General features: G+C 45.6%; 19 protein-coding genes, 3 tRNA genes and 2 pseudogenes. 8 read left to right on the top strand and 16 right to left on the bottom strand.

Translation table 11 applies throughout. The features are described 5' to 3' along the window. Positions 1–10: 10 nt before the first annotated feature. Complete coding sequence (locus tag ACTHSA_RS09810; RefSeq protein ID WP_036491306.1) at positions 11–793, bottom strand: ADP-ribosylglycohydrolase family protein; 783 nt, start codon at positions 791–793, stop codon at positions 11–13. A 78-nt stretch (positions 794–871) separates the two neighbouring features. Continuing rightward, complete coding sequence (locus tag ACTHSA_RS09805; RefSeq protein WP_049347929.1) at positions 872–1,771, bottom strand: recombination-associated protein RdgC; 900 nt, start codon at positions 1,769–1,771, stop codon at positions 872–874. Between the two features lie 133 nt (positions 1,772–1,904). Between ACTHSA_RS09805 and ACTHSA_RS09800 the strand changes: the two genes are divergently transcribed. Both ACTHSA_RS09800 and serS read left to right on the top strand, forming a co-directional pair. After that, a tRNA-Glu gene (locus ACTHSA_RS09800) sits at positions 1,905–1,980 on the top strand. A gap of 125 nt (positions 1,981–2,105) precedes the next feature. Continuing rightward, positions 2,106–3,602 carry a serine--tRNA ligase gene (gene serS, locus ACTHSA_RS09795; protein WP_440378879.1) on the top strand — a complete coding sequence of 499 codons (1,497 nt, stop codon included), beginning with the start codon at positions 2,106–2,108 and terminating at the stop codon, positions 3,600–3,602. Positions 3,603–3,667: 65 nt separating this feature from the next. Here the strand turns inward: serS and ACTHSA_RS09790 are convergent, their stop codons facing one another. The 3 genes from ACTHSA_RS09790 to ACTHSA_RS09780 all read right to left on the bottom strand — a co-directional run bounded on the left by ACTHSA_RS09790 (position 3,668) and on the right by ACTHSA_RS09780 (position 5,167). Beyond that, positions 3,668–3,907 carry a putative hemolysin gene (locus tag ACTHSA_RS09790; protein WP_440368009.1) on the bottom strand — a complete coding sequence of 80 codons (240 nt, stop codon included), beginning with the start codon at positions 3,905–3,907 and terminating at the stop codon, positions 3,668–3,670. A 128-nt stretch (positions 3,908–4,035) separates the two neighbouring features. Then, positions 4,036–4,839 (bottom strand): basic amino acid ABC transporter substrate-binding protein, encoded by an 804-nt coding sequence (locus ACTHSA_RS09785; RefSeq protein ID WP_049332057.1) that lies wholly within the window; start codon positions 4,837–4,839, stop codon positions 4,036–4,038. A 76-nt stretch (positions 4,840–4,915) separates the two neighbouring features. Next, on the bottom strand, positions 4,916–5,167 hold the full coding sequence (locus ACTHSA_RS09780) for an NGO1151 family protein (protein ID WP_003680526.1): 252 nt from the start codon (positions 5,165–5,167) through the stop codon (positions 4,916–4,918). Between the two features lie 162 nt (positions 5,168–5,329). Here ACTHSA_RS09780 and ACTHSA_RS09775 point away from each other — a divergent pair, with 162 nt between their 5' ends. From ACTHSA_RS09775 to ACTHSA_RS09760, 4 genes are all read left to right on the top strand, one after another. Then, positions 5,330–6,136 (top strand): hypothetical protein, encoded by an 807-nt coding sequence (locus ACTHSA_RS09775; protein ID WP_070624765.1) that lies wholly within the window; start codon positions 5,330–5,332, stop codon positions 6,134–6,136. Positions 6,137–6,257: 121 nt separating this feature from the next. Further along, positions 6,258–6,818 carry a DUF3465 domain-containing protein gene (locus ACTHSA_RS09770; protein WP_440378878.1) on the top strand — a complete coding sequence of 187 codons (561 nt, stop codon included), beginning with the start codon at positions 6,258–6,260 and terminating at the stop codon, positions 6,816–6,818. A 144-nt stretch (positions 6,819–6,962) separates the two neighbouring features. Next, entirely contained in the window at positions 6,963–8,132 is a 1,170-nt protein-coding gene (gene metZ, locus ACTHSA_RS09765; protein ID WP_004521103.1) for an O-succinylhomoserine sulfhydrylase, read from the top strand. An 89-nt stretch (positions 8,133–8,221) separates the two neighbouring features. Continuing rightward, on the top strand, positions 8,222–8,428 hold the full coding sequence (locus ACTHSA_RS09760; protein ID WP_004521104.1) for a DUF2788 domain-containing protein: 207 nt from the start codon (positions 8,222–8,224) through the stop codon (positions 8,426–8,428). A gap of 67 nt (positions 8,429–8,495) precedes the next feature. On the opposite strand, the gene ACTHSA_RS09755 is transcribed toward ACTHSA_RS09760, so the two are convergent. Together ACTHSA_RS09755 and ACTHSA_RS09750 are read right to left on the bottom strand one after the other, a co-directional pair. Further along, positions 8,496–9,287, bottom strand: coding sequence for a Cof-type HAD-IIB family hydrolase (locus ACTHSA_RS09755; RefSeq protein ID WP_004521105.1), 792 nt, complete (start codon positions 9,285–9,287; stop codon positions 8,496–8,498). Positions 9,288–9,485: 198 nt separating this feature from the next. Further along, the gene (locus ACTHSA_RS09750) at positions 9,486–10,877 is read right to left on the bottom strand and encodes a 3'-5' exonuclease family protein (protein ID WP_039862575.1); all 1,392 of its coding nucleotides are present in this window, start codon (positions 10,875–10,877) and stop codon (positions 9,486–9,488) included. A 115-nt stretch (positions 10,878–10,992) separates the two neighbouring features. Between ACTHSA_RS09750 and ACTHSA_RS09745 the strand changes: the two genes are divergently transcribed. Next, positions 10,993–11,069, top strand: a tRNA-Arg gene (locus ACTHSA_RS09745). Positions 11,070–11,081: 12 nt separating this feature from the next. Then, positions 11,082–11,156: transfer RNA gene (locus tag ACTHSA_RS09740), tRNA-Glu, on the top strand. Positions 11,157–11,366: 210 nt separating this feature from the next. On the opposite strand, the gene ACTHSA_RS09735 is transcribed toward ACTHSA_RS09740, so the two are convergent. The 9 genes and pseudogenes from ACTHSA_RS09735 to ACTHSA_RS09695 form a co-directional block, all read right to left on the bottom strand. After that, positions 11,367–11,522 (bottom strand): hypothetical protein, encoded by a 156-nt coding sequence (locus tag ACTHSA_RS09735; RefSeq protein ID WP_004521108.1) that lies wholly within the window; start codon positions 11,520–11,522, stop codon positions 11,367–11,369. Positions 11,523–11,971: 449 nt separating this feature from the next. Continuing rightward, a pseudogene (locus ACTHSA_RS09730) lies at positions 11,972–12,100 on the bottom strand (colicin E3/pyocin S6 family cytotoxin); the annotation flags it as partial. A 40-nt stretch (positions 12,101–12,140) separates the two neighbouring features. Next, on the bottom strand, positions 12,141–12,551 hold the full coding sequence (locus ACTHSA_RS09725; protein ID WP_224783393.1) for a tetratricopeptide repeat protein: 411 nt from the start codon (positions 12,549–12,551) through the stop codon (positions 12,141–12,143). A gap of 18 nt (positions 12,552–12,569) precedes the next feature. After that, positions 12,570–12,788, bottom strand: coding sequence for a hypothetical protein (locus ACTHSA_RS09720; RefSeq protein WP_159068262.1), 219 nt, complete (start codon positions 12,786–12,788; stop codon positions 12,570–12,572). 13 nt (positions 12,789–12,801) lie between these two features. Continuing rightward, a complete protein-coding gene (locus ACTHSA_RS09715) occupies positions 12,802–12,966 on the bottom strand; it encodes a hypothetical protein (RefSeq protein WP_159068261.1) in 165 nt (54 codons plus the stop codon). A gap of 252 nt (positions 12,967–13,218) precedes the next feature. Next, positions 13,219–13,611, bottom strand: a complete 393-nt coding sequence (locus tag ACTHSA_RS09710) for a hypothetical protein (RefSeq protein WP_108700234.1) — start codon at positions 13,609–13,611, stop codon at positions 13,219–13,221. A gap of 198 nt (positions 13,612–13,809) precedes the next feature. Then, positions 13,810–14,493: pseudogene (locus tag ACTHSA_RS09705) on the bottom strand (RHS repeat-associated core domain-containing protein); the annotation flags it as partial. Between the two features lie 140 nt (positions 14,494–14,633). Beyond that, a complete protein-coding gene (locus ACTHSA_RS09700) occupies positions 14,634–15,170 on the bottom strand; it encodes a hypothetical protein (protein WP_199900979.1) in 537 nt (178 codons plus the stop codon). A gap of 31 nt (positions 15,171–15,201) precedes the next feature. Then, on the bottom strand, positions 15,202–16,209 hold a 1,008-nt coding region (locus ACTHSA_RS09695), incomplete at its 5' end, for an RHS repeat domain-containing protein (RefSeq protein WP_440378877.1).

Here is a 16,209-nt window from a genome sequence, read left to right as displayed (position 1 = left end):
GCAGGCGGTTTCAGACGGCCTGATATTGGGATTCAAAAGTCAGCAGGGTTTCAGCAATGCGGCGTGGCAATATGGCTAAAGCGTGTTCGCGCATGGATGCAGGGATACCGTAGTAGGCTTCGGCAATGCTACCGGTAATGGCCGCCAAGGTATCGCTGTCTCCGCCCAGGGAAACCGCCAGTCGGATGGCGTGTTCAAAATCATCGCTTTCAAGAAAGGCGGTAACTGCTTGAGGTACGGTGTCCTGACAGCTTTCGTTGAAATGATAATGCGGGCGGATTTGGTCGCAACTTTGGCTCAAATCATAGCCGAATTGTCGCGTAATGTTTTCTTTGATTTGCGCTTTGCCCATGCCGGTACGCGCCCAAAAGATGGCGGCGGCTACGGCTTGCGCGCCTTTAATGCCTTCCGGGTGGTTGTGCGTTACGGCGGCGGATTGTTCGGCAAAATGCAGGGTTTCTTCCAATGTGGCAAATGCCCAGCCAACGGCAGAAACACGCATGGCCGAGCCGTTGCCCCAGCTATTATAAGGTTCTGGATCTTTCCATTCTATCCATTGTGAGAAGCGTCCGCCATATGCGCCTTTGGGGCAGGGATATGCCCTACACCAGCCTTGCAAAATAGAGGCCAAATGATCGTTGCAACCTTGTAAAACCCAATCGGCAATGGCAACAGTGCAAATCGTGTCATCGGTAAAGTCGCTGTCGGGGCTGAAAATATCGAAATCGGTGTGACGGTAGTTGTCAAACTCAAATCGTGATCCGGCAATATCGCCGATGACTGCGCCCAACATCATGACATCCTTTCTGATACTTCTATTTATATTTCAGACGGCCTTTGATATTTCCCAATCAAAAGGCCGTCTGAAAAATTACTCTTGCCAGCCGCCCAAATAAGAAACCAGTTCTTCCAACATGGTGCTGATGGCTTCGGTCATCAGGATTTGCGAGGCAAAGGCGAGGCTGGCGGCATCGTCGCCGTTGCTTTCCGCTTCTTCTTGCAAAACGTCCAGATACTGGATGCGTTTGAGCGTAAAGTCTTGGGTTAGGATGAACGCGATTTGTTCGCGCCATACCAAGCCCAGCTGGGTAACGGTTTTGCCGTTTTTGACGTGTTGTACCACTTCGTCGGCGGTCAGGTCTTGTTTGGAAACTTTGACGACCGGAACAACATCGCCTACGCCTTTGAGTTCGCAATCGCTGTCCAATTCAAAACCGCCTTCGCAATGGCCTTGCAGCAGCCAGCTGGTCATCAGGGAAGAGGGCGATTGTTTGGTGTTGGGCAGCGAGGCTTCCAAACCGCCCAACGCTTCGCGCAGTTTGGTCAAGATGTTTTCCGCTTTGGCAGAGGCGGCATTGTTGACCAAAAGATACCCGTGGCGCGTGTCGAAAATCGCCTGTGTGCGGCTGCTGCGCGTAAAAGCACGGGGCAGCAGGTCGTCGGTAATCTGCTCTTTCAGCTCTTGTTTTTCTTTACGGCCAACATTGCGCGCTTCGTTGTTTTGGATTTCCAAAACCTTTTCATCCAAAATATCGCGGATTACGCCGGCGGGCAGGACTTTTTCTTCTTTTTTCAGAGCAACGCGCCAAGTGTAATCGGCAGGGAAAACCAACTCGGGCGAAAAGGAAACCGGCGTGGCAAAGCCTTCGCTAAACCAGTCCAAACCCTGACAATGGGCAAATTCGGATTGCGCCAATTTGTCGGCAAGGACTTCCAATTCGGGCAACTTGTCTTTGTTGAGCGGATAAAAACTGATTTGCTTAAACCACATGGCGAGTTTTCCTTTTTATTAAAACCGGCATTATACAGGGAAAATAACATACGGAAATCGGCAGCATCTTTAAAAATGCAGTAAAGTTGTTGACAGAAGAAAAGGCTTTCTGTATAGTTCGCGCTTCGGTTACGCGCCCATCGTCTAGAGGCCTAGGACACTGCCCTTTCACGGCGGCAACCGGGGTTCGAATCCCCGTGGGCGTGCCAGAATTCTTAAAAAACGCTCCTGCTTTTTGCAGGGGCGTTTTTTGTTTTCAGACGGCCTGTCGCTGTGAAAATATCTTTAAATTGGTTTACAATAATGCCATTCTGAATCTAAACGAGAGAAAACAATGTTAGACATCCAATTGCTCCGCAGCAATACCGCCGCAGTTGCCGAACGTTTGGCCGCCCGCGGTTACGAGTTTGATACCGCGCGTTTCAATGAGCTTGAAGAAAAAAGACGTCAGTTGCAGATTAAAGTGGAAGATCTACAAGCCACAAGAAATGCCGTATCTAAAGATATTGGCGGATTACGCTCTGAACAAAAGAAACTAGAAAAATCCCCTGATTATACTCCGACCCTTGCTTTGGCTTTGATAGGTGCTTTAGTTGGAGGATCTGTGGCAAAAGAAGGCTCGAAATTTCAAGCAGCGTTATTGGGTGCAGGTATCGGAGCTGGTACAAGTGAATTTATCAAAAAATTCAACAGTGATGAGCCAGAATATATTGTGCAGCAGGATGGCGTTATCGATGTTCTTGTGAAAGATGGGACAGCAAGTGTTAATGAGTTGAAAACCGATTTGGAGCAGGCTGCCGCTGATTTGGATGCCGTTCAGAAGGAATTGGATGCTTGGCTGCTGAGCATTCCGAACCTGCCGCACGAAAGCGTGCCTGTCGGTAAAGACGAAACTGAAAACGTTGAAGTCCGCAAAGTCGGCACGCCGCGCGAATTTGACTTTGAAATTAAAGACCATGTTGATTTGGGCGAGCCTTTGGGCTTGGATTTTGAAGGCGGTGCGAAACTGTCCGGCGCACGCTTTACCGTGATGAAAGGTCAAATCGCCCGTCTGCACCGCGCACTGGCGCAATTCATGCTGGACACGCACACGCTGCAACACGGCTATACCGAGCATTACACACCCTACATCGTGGACGACACCACCCTGCAAGGTACGGGCCAACTGCCTAAATTTGCAGAAGATTTGTTCCACGTTACCCGCGGCGGCGACGAGAGCAAGAAAACGCAATATCTGATTCCGACTGCCGAGGTAACGCTGACCAATACCGTTGCCGACAGCATCGTGGCTGGCAGCGATTTGCCGTTGAAACTGACTGCGCATTCCCCATGTTTCCGTTCCGAAGCGGGCGCATACGGTAAAGACGTGCGCGGTTTGATTCGCCAACACCAATTCGACAAAGTGGAAATGGTGCAAATCGTTCATCCGGAAAAATCATACGAAGCGCTGGAAGAAATGGTCGGCCATGCTGAAAATATTTTGAAAGCGTTGGAACTGCCATACCGAGTGATTACTTTGTGTACCGGTGACATGGGTTTCGGCGCAACCAAAACCTACGACTTGGAAGTTTGGGTTCCAGCGCAAAATACCTACCGTGAAATTTCCAGCTGCTCCAACTGCGAAGATTTCCAAGCTCGCCGCATGAAGGCGCGTTTCAAAGATGAAAACGGTAAAAACCGTTTGGTACATACTTTGAACGGCTCAGGCTTGGCTGTAGGCCGTACTTTGGTGGCGGTTTTGGAAAACCATCAAAATGCCGACGGCAGCATTAATGTTCCTGCTGCGTTGCAACCGTATATGGGCGGCGTGACCAAATTGGAAGTGAAATAATCGCTGTTTAAAAGAAAAGGCCGTCTGAAACTTGGGTTCAGACGGCCTTTTATATGATTGGGCAATTATTTGTTGTGTTGACGGAAATATTCCCATTCTTCAACGACTTTACCGTCAGGCAAGTGGCACACGCCGTATTCGTTGCCATCTTTGTCTTTTTTGATTTCGGATTTACCGCCTTGTTTGATGCAGAACTCGGAAGCCGGATTGGCCACGCCGACGTTGGGGGATTCTTGTTTTTCAGAAGCGGAGCAGGCGGCCAAAGCAGTGGCGGCAGCGAGGCTGAGGATAAGGGGGTTGATCATGGCGTGTCTTTCATTTGAGGGATAAAAACCAGCGGATTATAGGGAATGCTTGAGTTAAATGAGGTTAACCAGAAAAAGGCCGTCTGAAAAGTTTTCAGACGGCCTTTAGTTTGGGAAGTCAAACCGGATTATTTGGCTGCTTCTGCTTTTTCGCCTTCTTTAGCAAAGTATTTGGCGTAAATTTTGTCGTATTCGCCACTTTCGCGTACTTTTTTCAGCGCATCGTTCAACATTTTGATGGTGGCTTCGTCGCCTTTGCGTGCAGCGATACCGTAGTTTTCGATGGTGAAGTCAGGCAGGGAGATGAAATCCAGGCCTTTGGTCGGGTTGTTTTTCACATAGTTGGCAATGACCGCGCTGTCGCTGACTACAGAATCCAAACCGCCGTTTTCCAACTCTTTGATAATCAAGGGAACGCTTTCAAAGCGGGCGATTTTCGGATTGTCGTTGCCCAAGAGTTTGGAAACGGAGAAGTCGCCGGTGTAGCCGGTTACCACGCCGACTTTGGCCATGTTTTTCAGGTCTTCGGAAGAAGCTACTTTTTTGCCTTTCGGAACGAGGACGACTTGGGTGATTTCAAAGTATGGATCGCTGAAGAGCATGCTTTGTTTGCGGTCGTCAGTGATGGTTACGCCGGACATAACGATGTCCACGTCGCCGTTGTTCAGCGAAGGGAAGAGGCTTTCCCATGGCTGGTGTTTGAATTCGACTTTGAAGTTGCCGGCTTTAGCCATGGCATTCATCAAATCTACGTCAAAACCTTCTACTTTGCCGGCAGAATCCAAAGATTCAAATGGGGCAAACTCGGCATTGGAGCCGACACGGTACACTTTATCGGCAGGAGCAGAGGCATTGTTGCTTTGACCGCCGCAGGCAGTCAGGGCAAGGGCGGAACAAGCGAGAGCAGTGGCCAGCCATTTTTTCATATTCATGATATGTGCTTTCTTAATAAAATGTTAACGGATAAAATCTTAGTTTAGCATAATTTTGTGAACAAACTAGCCGAAATCAGTGGTCTTTTTCTCGGAAAAATGCGTAGGTTACGTCATGGAAGAGGTCGGTGTGCGGACTGTCTTCGTAGCTCAATTCCGCCAATGCGTCTTCAAAGGCAAGCTGGATGGATTCTACGGCATCGTTGGCCATGTCGGAGGGCAGGGAACGGATGAGGCCTTTGAGGGCGGTGGCGAGGACGTGGTTTTGCATACGCAAAGCGTCGTTGGCCTCTTCCAGATATTCGAGGCGTTGTTCGATGCTGCTCATGATGTATCCTTGAGTATTAAATAAAATAGTGATTATATAGCGAATTAATATTAAAATGTGACGCTTGCGCCGGCTTGCCGGATATGTCCAACCATCGGCCGTATTTCAAGTGATTTTAGGTTTGAATGCGGTTCACAATAAAAATGAAAAAACGAGATTATTATGGAAAACAACCGTCTTGACCCCACAGCCCTCGAGGAAGAAGACCTGAATTGGGAAAAACGCTTGGAAAGATTGCGTCAGGCACGACAATTCAATACCGCGCCGACTCATGCGCCATTGGTCAAAAAATCGGAAGAGGCTGTCGATGCCGCGCCCAAAACCGCGCCTAAAAAAGAATATAAATTAGATGCGGACAATCGTGAAAAAGTATTGGAAGAATATTTGTACCGCTGGCAGTTGGAACACAATACTGCCCTTGCCGACGAGGGCGAGGCAGTGGAAACCGATGCGATGGTGGTTTTGCAGGACAACTGGTTGAGCGCGCAATCAGCGTTGCAGGCTGCGGCTTCAGACCGCCATATCGAATCGACGCGCACCGTCAGACTGAATCCGAAATCGGGTGCCGTAGATTTTGATGTGCCTGAAGCAGAAGAAACTGAAAAGCCGGAAAATGATGATGAGCAAGCGGCTGAAGGGGCGGTTTCAGACGGCCTTGAACCTGAAAAAGAACCGGCCGTCAATGTCCATATCAATGTTTTGAACCCGCAGGCGATTGGCCGTCGGGAAGTGTTCTGCGTTTCCGAAAAAGATTTGACCGAGCGTCTGATTAAACGTTTGCGCCCCCATGTGGCCGATGCGGTCAACGGCATGATTCGGATTGCCGTGCAAAAACAAATGGCCGTGTTCACTTACCAGTTGCAGCAAATGCTCAACGAGCAGGCGCCGGGTTTGGTGGAAGATGTATTGGAACACAACGTCAAACGTATTCTGGACGATATGAAGGTTGAAATGAAATACCGTCGCTGAGCATCCGGGCCGTCTGAAAAGTTTCAGACGGCCTTTGGCATAAATTTCCCTTAAAATTTTGCGAAGCGTGTATAATGGCGGCTCACGTTTTCGTGATAAATATCCTTTCTAAATAGTTGATATGCCCGATGCAGAATCGGGCATTTTTTTTGAGATTGTTATGAATAAAAACAAAATCATTGTATTGCTGATTGCTTTGGTTGCCGTATTTGCCTATCAAAAAATGCAAAACAAGCAGCCGCTACAATCGCAGCATCAGCAGAAAATAGAAGCCGTTCAAAAACAAAACAATGCGGGCGGAGAAAACGCCGATACGGCTCAACAGCAAACCGGTTCGGGCAAACAATCGGCAGAAGCGGTTTTGAAACAGGCGTTTGAAAACGAGCAAAGCGATATTCAGGTTGAGGGCGAGGGCACGGTATGGAAAACCCTGCCGGATGACAACAAAGGCACGCGCCACCAACGCTTTATCTTGAAGCTCTCCAGCGGTCAGACGCTTTTGGTGGCACACAATATCGACCTTGCCGATAAGATTAAGGGTTTGAAAAAAGGCGATAAAGTAGCGTTTTACGGCGAATACGAATGGTCGGAGCAGGGCGGCGTTATCCATTGGACGCACCATGACCCGTCAGCCCGGCATACTGACGGCTGGTTGAAACACGACGGCCGCCTTTATCAGTAAAAACGGTTTTCCTGTTTTTTCAGACGGTCCGAAACACGGCCTTCGGCTTGAAAGATAGTAGAAATCGGCGCAAAATGTTAACAAGTTAAACAGACGGAAAAATATTGTTCCGTCCATTGGAATACACAGTAGATTGGAAAATAAATGAACAAAAAACTTCATCCGCAAACGCTGGCCATCCGGGGCGGCAAAGAGCAAACCGAATATCGCGAACACAATCAGGCGCTGTTTTTGACCAGCAGCTTCATGTGGGAAAGCGCGCAACATGCGGCAGATTTGTTTTCCAAAAAAATTAAAGGCTTTACCTATACCCGTACAGCCAATCCGACTACTGCCGCTTTTGAAAAACGCATTGCTGCATTGGAAGGCGCAGAGCGCGCGGTAGCCACTTCGACCGGTATGTCCGCGATTCAGGCAGCGTTTTTTACCTTCTTGCAAGCCGGTGATCATGTTATTTCCAGCCGCAGCCTGTTTGGTACAACTGTCGGTTTCATCAATAACATCGTTACCAAGTTCGGCATCGAAGTCAGCCATGTATCGCCGGTTGATGTGGATGAATGGAAAGCTGCCATCAAGCCCAATACCAAACTGTTTTTCTTGGAAACGCCGTCCAACCCTTTGGGCGAAGTTGCCGATTTGGAAGCTTTAGCTGAACTGGCACACCGCATCGGCGCGCTTTTGGTGGTGGACAACAGTCTCTTGTCGCCAGCCGGTTCGCAACCTTTGAAACACGGTGCGGATATTTCCGTGTCTTCCGCAACCAAAGCCATTGATGGCCACGGCCGCGTGATGGGTGGCGTGTTGGCCGGTTCGGATGAATTGATGACGCAAGTAGCCATGTATTGCAACTCTTGCGGTTTGGCGATGTCTCCGTTTAACGCATGGCAGCTGTTGAGCGGCGTGGAAACCTTGTCGCTGCGTATGGAAAAACAATACGACAATGCGCTGAAAATTGCACAATGGTTGAAAGAGCAGCTGCAAGTCCAAGCTGTGTACTACACCGGTTTGCCCGACCATCCGCAAGCCGAACTGATCCGCAAACAGCAAAATGGCGGCGGTATTGTGGTAGGTTTTGAAGTCGCAGACCAAGAAACGGCATGGAAAATCGTGGACGGCGTAGAGCTCTTTTCCCGTACTGCCAACCTCGGCGATGTGCGCTCGACCATCACCCATCCGTGGACAACCACGCACGGCCGGATGCAGCCTGAAGAAAAACTCGCCGCGAATATCCGCCCGGGCTTGATCCGCCTCTCTGTCGGTTTGGAACACATCGACGATTTGATTGATGATTTGCAACAAGCATTGAACAAATAATCTAAAAACAAATTTCAGACGGCCTTAAATTTTAATAGGCCGTCTGAAAGCAATTAAACACACATCTTAAGAATAAAAGGAAAAAAATAATGTCTGAAGCAGAATTCGCCTCATGGGCAATGAAAATCCTACTGAGTGGCCTGATTATCTTTTTGGGCTTTATCGTTTGGAACTTGGGTAAAGAATCCAAAGCCGGCAAATTCGGCATTGCCATGCTCTTCTTGGTTTTGGGCTTGGGTGTGTTTGGGTTCGTATTTAAAGAATTGCTGATTAGCTTTTTGGTATTGCCGAAGTAGGCAGGAAGTTTATTGATAGAACAAGGCCGTCTGAAAAAATGTTCAGACGGCCTTTTGATTTGATGTTTTAAATTACGCCCAATTCTTGCAAGCCGCGCAAGACGCCGTCTTCATCAACACTTGGGCAGACGAATTGTGCGGCAGATTTGGCAGCGTCTTCGCCATTGCCCATGGCAACACCAAAGCCGACGGTTGACAGCATTTCCAAGTCGTTGAAGCTGTCGCCGAATGCCATCACTTTGTTCATATCAATCCCCAGTTTTTCCACTGCGTGGGCGATGCCCCGTGCTTTTGAACCTTCTTTGCGCAGCAGGTCCACAGCATATTCATGCCAGCGGACGGATTTGAAGCCGTGTTGCTGGGTTAGCGGTTGCAGGATTTTTTCTTCTTCCTTATCCACAAAGACCAACATTTGATAAACAGGTTGTTTGCGGAAATATTCTTTGTCAGTCAGGAAGTTGGGCAGGATATGCGATAAGCCTTCGACAACGCGTGGCGAATGGGAGGAAACGGCAATTTCTTGGTTGTTGACAAAGGCGTAGTCTATTTTGTGTTGTTCAAGCAGGTTGATGGCGGTTTCGATGTCGGCAATGTCCAAGGGGTAGCTTTGCAGAGGTTCGCCGCGAAAGGAAATATATTGGCCGTTGATGGTAACGAGCATGTCGATACCGCATTCTTGAATCAAGGCTTTGACTTTGGCGGGAATGGCGGCTTTCGGACGGCCGGTGGCAATGGCAGTTAAAATGCCTTTGGCTTTCAATGCGCGCATGGCTTGGGCAACCGAAGGACGCAGGGTATCCGTGTATTTGCGGTAGAGGGTGTCGTCGATGTCAAAGAAGATGATTTCAGGATTGTTCATGGTTTACTCATCGGGCTGGGTATACACAGCTTTCATTGAAAATTGTGTGAACAGCTTGTGTATAAATTGGTTTAGTATTTGATTGCTATTATAAAAATAAGTTCTGATTAAAATTTAGGCAGAGTTTTATTTTGAGAATAAAGCGGAAAGTTATTCACAATAGGCCGTCTGAAAATTTGGTTTTCAGACGGCCTTGTTTTAAGCAATCAAACGGATATTTTCTTTGTCTTGTCTGAATTTGTTTTTAATCACGAGAGGCAGGCTGCTGTCGAAATACCAGCTTCCATCAGGCAATGCCAACGCGCCGCCGGCGCAGAGCAGGGTAATGCTGTTTCCGGTCAGGGGGTCGGTTTCGGTAATTTCAATTTCGTGCGCTTTGCCCCAATCAGTTACGGGGAGTAGGGCAGCAAGCTCGGTAATGCGTTGGTTTTGATGTTTGATGCCGTTTGGCTGGCGGCAGTTGCCATTGCATTTTCCGACAGCCTCAACAGGGCAGGGTTCGCCCTTTGCGTAGCCGGTCGGCAAAATATTGAGCGAATCTGGGCAGAGTCTGTGTTCTTGCGACCATTGCGTCAAAGCGCGTTTGGCTGCTTTTTTGTGGGCAAACAAACCGTAAGGACGCCAGTTTCTGGTGCCGCTGTTTAACAAGACAATGCGTGCTTGAAGGCCGCCGTGTTCGTCAGCGATAAAGCGGACGGTAGAAAACGATGTGGACTTTTCAGACGGCATCAGTTGGTATTCCTGCATAGTCTGGGCTTTGAGCCATAATGTATGGAGCTGCCCGACTGCCGGAATAAAACGGATGGAGGCTGCGGCTTTGATGTGCGGCGGCAGTTTTTTGCTGTGCAGCAGGGTAGCGGTTTCACTGTATGTGCGTTCATGTGCTTCAATGGCTTGGGCTTTGCCGAAATAGTCAAACCAAACCAATACGCCGTAACTGTCGGGCAGGGCATAGAGCTGTTGGGCAAGCGAATCAGGCAGCCAAGTGGGCAACATTTTCGGATTCATCAATACACGGACGTGTTCGTCCCATTGTTGATGATTTTTTTCTGTCAGACTTAATTCGAGATAATCACACAATGCGGCCACATCGGTCATGGCGCGGTGGCGGTTGGTCGTCTGAATGCCGGTGCGTTCGATAATGCTGTCGAGGCTGTGTTTGTAAAACTCAGGATACAGGCGGCGCGACAGTTGAACCGTACAGAGCGAGGGAGCGGCAAAGTCAGTATGGATACGGGCAAACTCGTGGCGCAGGAAGGTGTAGTCAAAGCGGCTGTTGTGGGCAACAACCACTGCACCTTGCAGCAGCGGCAACAAATCGCCTGCAATATCGGCAAAGACAGGCGCGTTTTTTACCGTTTCATCATGAATTCCGGTCAGCCTGGCAACAAATTCGGGAATGCTGCGGCAAGGATTGACCAATTGCTCGTAATGTGAGGCGCGTCCTTGCTCAAAGCGAACAAGGGCGACTTCCGTTATCCTGTCTTGATAGAAATTTCCACCGGTCGTCTCCAAATCCACCACGACCACAGGCCGTCCCAAACGGGAAAATGCTTCGGATAAGAGCGGCCAGCGTGCGAAATCTGACATTTTATTCTCTGTAAATTCAATAGCAAATGCGCATTTTACACGCTGTCTGCAAGTTTTCCAAATAAAACGCTTGACAATAAATAGCCCTCTCTTTATAATTCGAATCTTTCTTGATGCACCCGTAGCTCAGTTGGATAGAGTATCTGGCTACGAACCAGAGGGTCGGGCGTTCGAATCGCTCCGGGTGCGCCACAGAAAATCTCCGCGCCCATCGTCTAGCGGTTAGGACATCGCCCTTTCACGGCGGTAACCGGGGTTCGATTCCCCGTGGGCGTGCCAGTTACTTTAAAATAAGCCATCACTAAAGAATAGTGATGGCTTATTTTTTTACATTTATTTTTACATTTATAAGTTTATAGTTATTTAATTTTTTAAATAGCTTTCTTAGTTGTTCAGACGTCCTTTGCCTATCCTTCTACCCAAAGCATCGTAGGTGTAGGCCCAAGTCTCTTTTGTGCCGTCTTTTTTGAAGATTCCGGCTTTGACCAGTTAGTCATGCAGATCGCAGAAGTAGTTCTGTACTTCGCCGTCGGCCAGTTCACGGTGGATCAGGTTGCCGAAGTGGTCGTAGTAATAGTTGCTGCCGTTGTATTCTTTAAGGGGGTTGTCCGGTATATGAGGGACGATTTGTTGAATTAGGTTCAATTTTTTGGGGAAAGATAGATTGACCCATTAGGGCTTGCCTCTATTCCAGTACTATCTTCTCTTTCTGGTTTTCAGGTGCCGAAAGAGTCAAGCTACTGGTGTAAATTCACGATTAGACAACTGCAGAAGAAAGCAGCCAACAGACACACTACCTCCTCTGTAATCAAATTGGTATCCCAAGAGGGATGACCGACTGTGAAGATAACCTCTGGTTTGGGAATTATTACGACTGGGGCAAACTAAAAAGAGAAATGGATATATCTGGAACTGCTCGCTAACCATTTCGATTATGCATTACAACTTTTTCAGGTATTATGAGCTATGGCATTAAGGTTGTCTTAAAACATTCCTTCCAGACAAACTTAATGCTCTGTTAAGATATTATCTTCACATTATTGGGTAAATAATATCTTCTTAACAGGGCAAAAAATAGTCATAATTTTTTGTGTCTAATTTCTTAAATAAGTAAGATTAATTTTTGAAACTTTATTTGATATCAAATATTCTCCATGGAATGAGTCCTGTTCGATAATGTGCCCCTTAGGAAGTTTCCAACATTTTCTTAATCCTCCTCCAGAAGTTTTAGGTTTGTAACGATAGTCCGCTAAATCTTATTAATTAATTGATATTTATCAATATTTTTAATTCGTCTGGTAGTTTGGCACCATTTATATATGCCTTTTTAGCCCAAAATATGGCTTTTTCTTTATTGCCTTGTGTGAAAAATAAATCGGCTAAATTGGATTGGGCAATTGGATGTCCATTTTTTGCCGCTATCTCTAGCCATTTAAATTCCAAATCTTGATCTAAAGATACAAACATATGGTATTGATATAATTTGAATGCTGAGTTTTTATCTCCATTAGTGGCGTTCTTTTCGAGAATTTGAATTTCTTCATCTGGAATCCAATAAGTACTACCTGTTGATATGAAGTCAGTCATTTTCTCATTTCTTTCCGGATGTTGTTTACATGATATTAAAGGGGTTAATAACAAAAATAAAATTAAGAAATTTTTCAGTATTTCCATAGTTAGCATGTTCCTTACTTATTTTTTACTTTGAGGAGTAAAGCTTCTCATGGTGCCTGGTTTGCTTGTATCTTGCGAGCGATCAGCCTTCATTCCCATCGGTGTTAATTCCCCGTTACTTGAAAACCAAAGATATTCATTTGGTGCTTTAACTGTAGTATTTAATTCATTAGCAAGTTGTTGTCCAAGAGGGTTTGCTCCTTTTCCTGTATTACAGAATAAAATCTCAACTGTCATACCTGATTTATAGTTAGGTAATTCTCGCTGCTAATTTTTTAGCATCTAATCTTTCACCTGTAGCCCCATCTACCATCAATGAAGGATTACCATGCCCTCCTACTTGGAAAGTATTCGGTTTATTGGCAACTTTTTGAGCGTAAGAGTGTATGTCTTCATTACTTGGGAATAAATTCATATCAACTCCAGCTAAACCTAACCAATCGACCCATACTTGGGTATTAGGTGCAATTGATAAAGATTATCCCACCCATCAACCCTATCGGATAGCGACGACGCCATCGCTTAATTAAAAATCCTGCCTTAAGATCGGCAGGATTTGAAAATAGCTTTCACATTATGAAATAAAACAGCACTTCATTTTTCTCAAAAAATCGTCTTATTTATCTCGGCACGCTTCAGTTTACAGCATATTCTTGAGATATATTTGTTAATATAAAGTTAAATTCTTTTCTGTGCTTTTATATATATCTGTATAGAAATAAATTCTATTACCTTTTATCTCTTTCAGATAAACCAAGTCTTCAATACCCCCAATATACTTAATTGATAAATCATCTAAATTTAATGTTGCAAGCCTAAATCCAACAACGCAAAATCGTCTAATGAAAACTGGAATATATATTTTTCTATTGAAATACAACAAAGGCCCTCCAAACCCCTGTTCTTTAATAATAACTTGACCGTTAATGGATAGACTCCCAACTAAGGGAGAACCTTGATTTACTTCCATCAAATCAAGGTAGCTGACTTCCCATTTGTCAAACAAAAATTTTTCTTGAAAGTCTAAAGGAGTTTCATTCAAAATTTTTAACTTAGGCATTTCTAACACTTTCCCTTTCTTTTAATTTTTTATGAATTTGTTAGTTCCTATACGTAGCCCCCAAAAATCTCCACGACTTGAATTAAGATGCAAATCTCCAAATCTCTGTACAGGTATGTTAAATGGTGCCTTAACAGTAAATCCTTTAAACAAAAATCCATCAGAAGTTGTAATTTTAAGTTTCTCAAAAATACTTGCTAAACCTAAAACATCAATCCAAGCACTAGAATTTGGTGCAAACCAATAAAAATTATCCCCGCCCCACAACCTAATCGGGTCCTGATTGATAAATCGACCCGCATCAGGCTCATAGTACCTGAAGAAGTTGTAATGCAGCCCTGTCTCACGGTCAGCGTACTGGTTTTGCAATCGGAAGGGTTGGTATGCGTTATACGTTACCTTGGTTTCCTCTTTCAGACGGCCCCAACCGGTGTAGTTGCCAAACCAAACCAGGTTGCCGTCTTTATCGGTCATCTCTCTCGGGATGCCGATTTGGTCGCAGTGAAAGTAGTGGATTTCCTGTTTGCTTTCGCCGTCTTCGTTGGTCCAGTTGCGTACCTGTGCCAAAGGTTCATAGCTGTCGGGATCGGTGTAGATATAGGTATACCTGCCGTCCGGGTGGATTTCTTGCAAGAGGTGGCTGCCGTCCCAAACGAATCCGGTTTCCTCTTTCAGGCCGTCTGAAACTTCTTCGTTTTTCAGACGGCCTTTGCCTATCCTTCTGCCCAAGGCGTCGTAGGTGTAGGCCCAAGTCTCTTTCGTGCCGTCTTTTTTGAAGATTTCCGCTTTAACCAGTTGGTCGTGCAGATCGTAGAAATAGTTCTGCACTTCGCCGTCCGGCAGTTTGCGGTGGATCAGGTTGCCGGTATAGTCGTAGCCGTAGCAAAGGCTGACGACGGTGACTGTTTCTCCATTGGTTAGGCCGTCTGAAAGATTTTCAGACGGCCTTTTAAATTGTAAGAACAAAACCCGCGTGCATGCCTTTGGGCACACATACTACGTGCGGGCTACGGCTTGCTATTTTATCTAGGGTAGCTCAAAAATTTTATGAAATCATTTATTTCATCTTCATTAAAGCCATTTTCAAGATATTCTTTCTCATAAAAAATAAAATCTAATAAATATTTTCTTGAATAATCATCTAAATTATTTTTAATTTTCTCAACTTGCATAAAAAATTTATTGGGTTCTATTAATTTTGTTATTAGTACATTTAACTCAAAATCACAATTTTTGCTTAAAATATTTAGATTTTGAAAAATCAAATCAGCAATTTCCTGTTTTTGTAGGTCATTAAAGTTGAGTATAGATATTGCTCTCAGAAAATCAGAGATGCTTTGAACTACTATAAATTTATTATTAGATAATATATATTTAATAAATTTAAATTCATTCTCAGTAATTTCTATTTTATTTGGGAATATTTCTGATAATAAATACAATGCTCTACGTATATTTTTAGATGGTAGCGAATCTAGTAGTATAATTATTTGACTGAAATCTTCTTGTTCTAAAGAAGCTTCAATCATATTTTGTATATAAAAATCACTATTGCGCATAATTATCATGCTCCTATATCAATATTAAACTTCACATTGCTCCTACAAAACTTCCTCCTGCCACAAAAGCACCACATACTCCCGCCGTTGAATATATACAAACACTAACTAGCACAACAGTTCCAACAAGGGCGATTGCTGTTAAAGCATCATTATTAGTAGATGTTTTGTCTTCAGTGGAGCAATTAGTGCATTTTGTTACGGGAGAAGAAGGAGGTGGTGGTTTGTCGCAATCATTATCCACCCACTCTTTTTCGGCTTTAGCTAGTTTACTATACGCAGCATTCAGTAGCTTTACATGACCTCGGACAGTATCTCTAAGAGCTTCCCCTGGACCAATTCGCCACGGTAAATTATTTGGATTACTCTCAAGTGCGGGAATACGTTTTACGTATATTTCGTATTTAAGATTTTCTATTCTAGCTGCAATTGATGCACATTTCTGAGCATTATATAAACCAAAAATATCAACCCATCCCTGCACGTTCGGCGCAAATTGATAAAAATTGTTTCCACCCCACAGTCTAATCGGGTCTTGGTTGATAAACCGACCCACATCAGGCTCGTAATACCTAAAGAAATTGTAATGCAACCCCGTCTCACGGTCGGCATACTGGTTTTGCAGGCGGAAGGGTTGGTAAGCGCTATCCGTTACCTTGGTTTCCTCTTTCAGACGACCCCAGCCGGTATAGTTGCCAAACCAAACCAGGTTGCCTTCGTCATCGGTCATTTCACGCGGGATGCCGATTTGGTCGCAGTGGAAGTAGTGGATTTCCTGTTTGCTTTCGCCTTCGGCATTGGTGTGGTTGCGTACCTGCGCCAAGGGTTCGTAGGAATCCGGGTCGGTGTAGAGATAGGTATACCTGCCGTCCGGTTGGACTTCCTGCAAGAGGTGGCTGCCGTCCCAGACGAATCCGGTTTCTTCTTCGAGGCCGTCTGAAGCTTCTTCGTTTTTCAGACGGCCTTTGCCTATCCTTCTGCCCAAGGCATCGTAGGTGTAGGCCCAAGTTTCTTTCGTACCGTCTTTTTTGAAGATTTC

Origin of the sequence: Neisseria sp. P0008.S002 (assembly GCF_051962805.1) — a bacterium.
Taxonomy (GTDB): domain Bacteria; phylum Pseudomonadota; class Gammaproteobacteria; order Burkholderiales; family Neisseriaceae; genus Neisseria; species Neisseria perflava.
The sequence above is the reverse complement of the archived record's forward strand: the minus strand, read 5'-3'. Positions and strand labels throughout refer to the sequence as shown.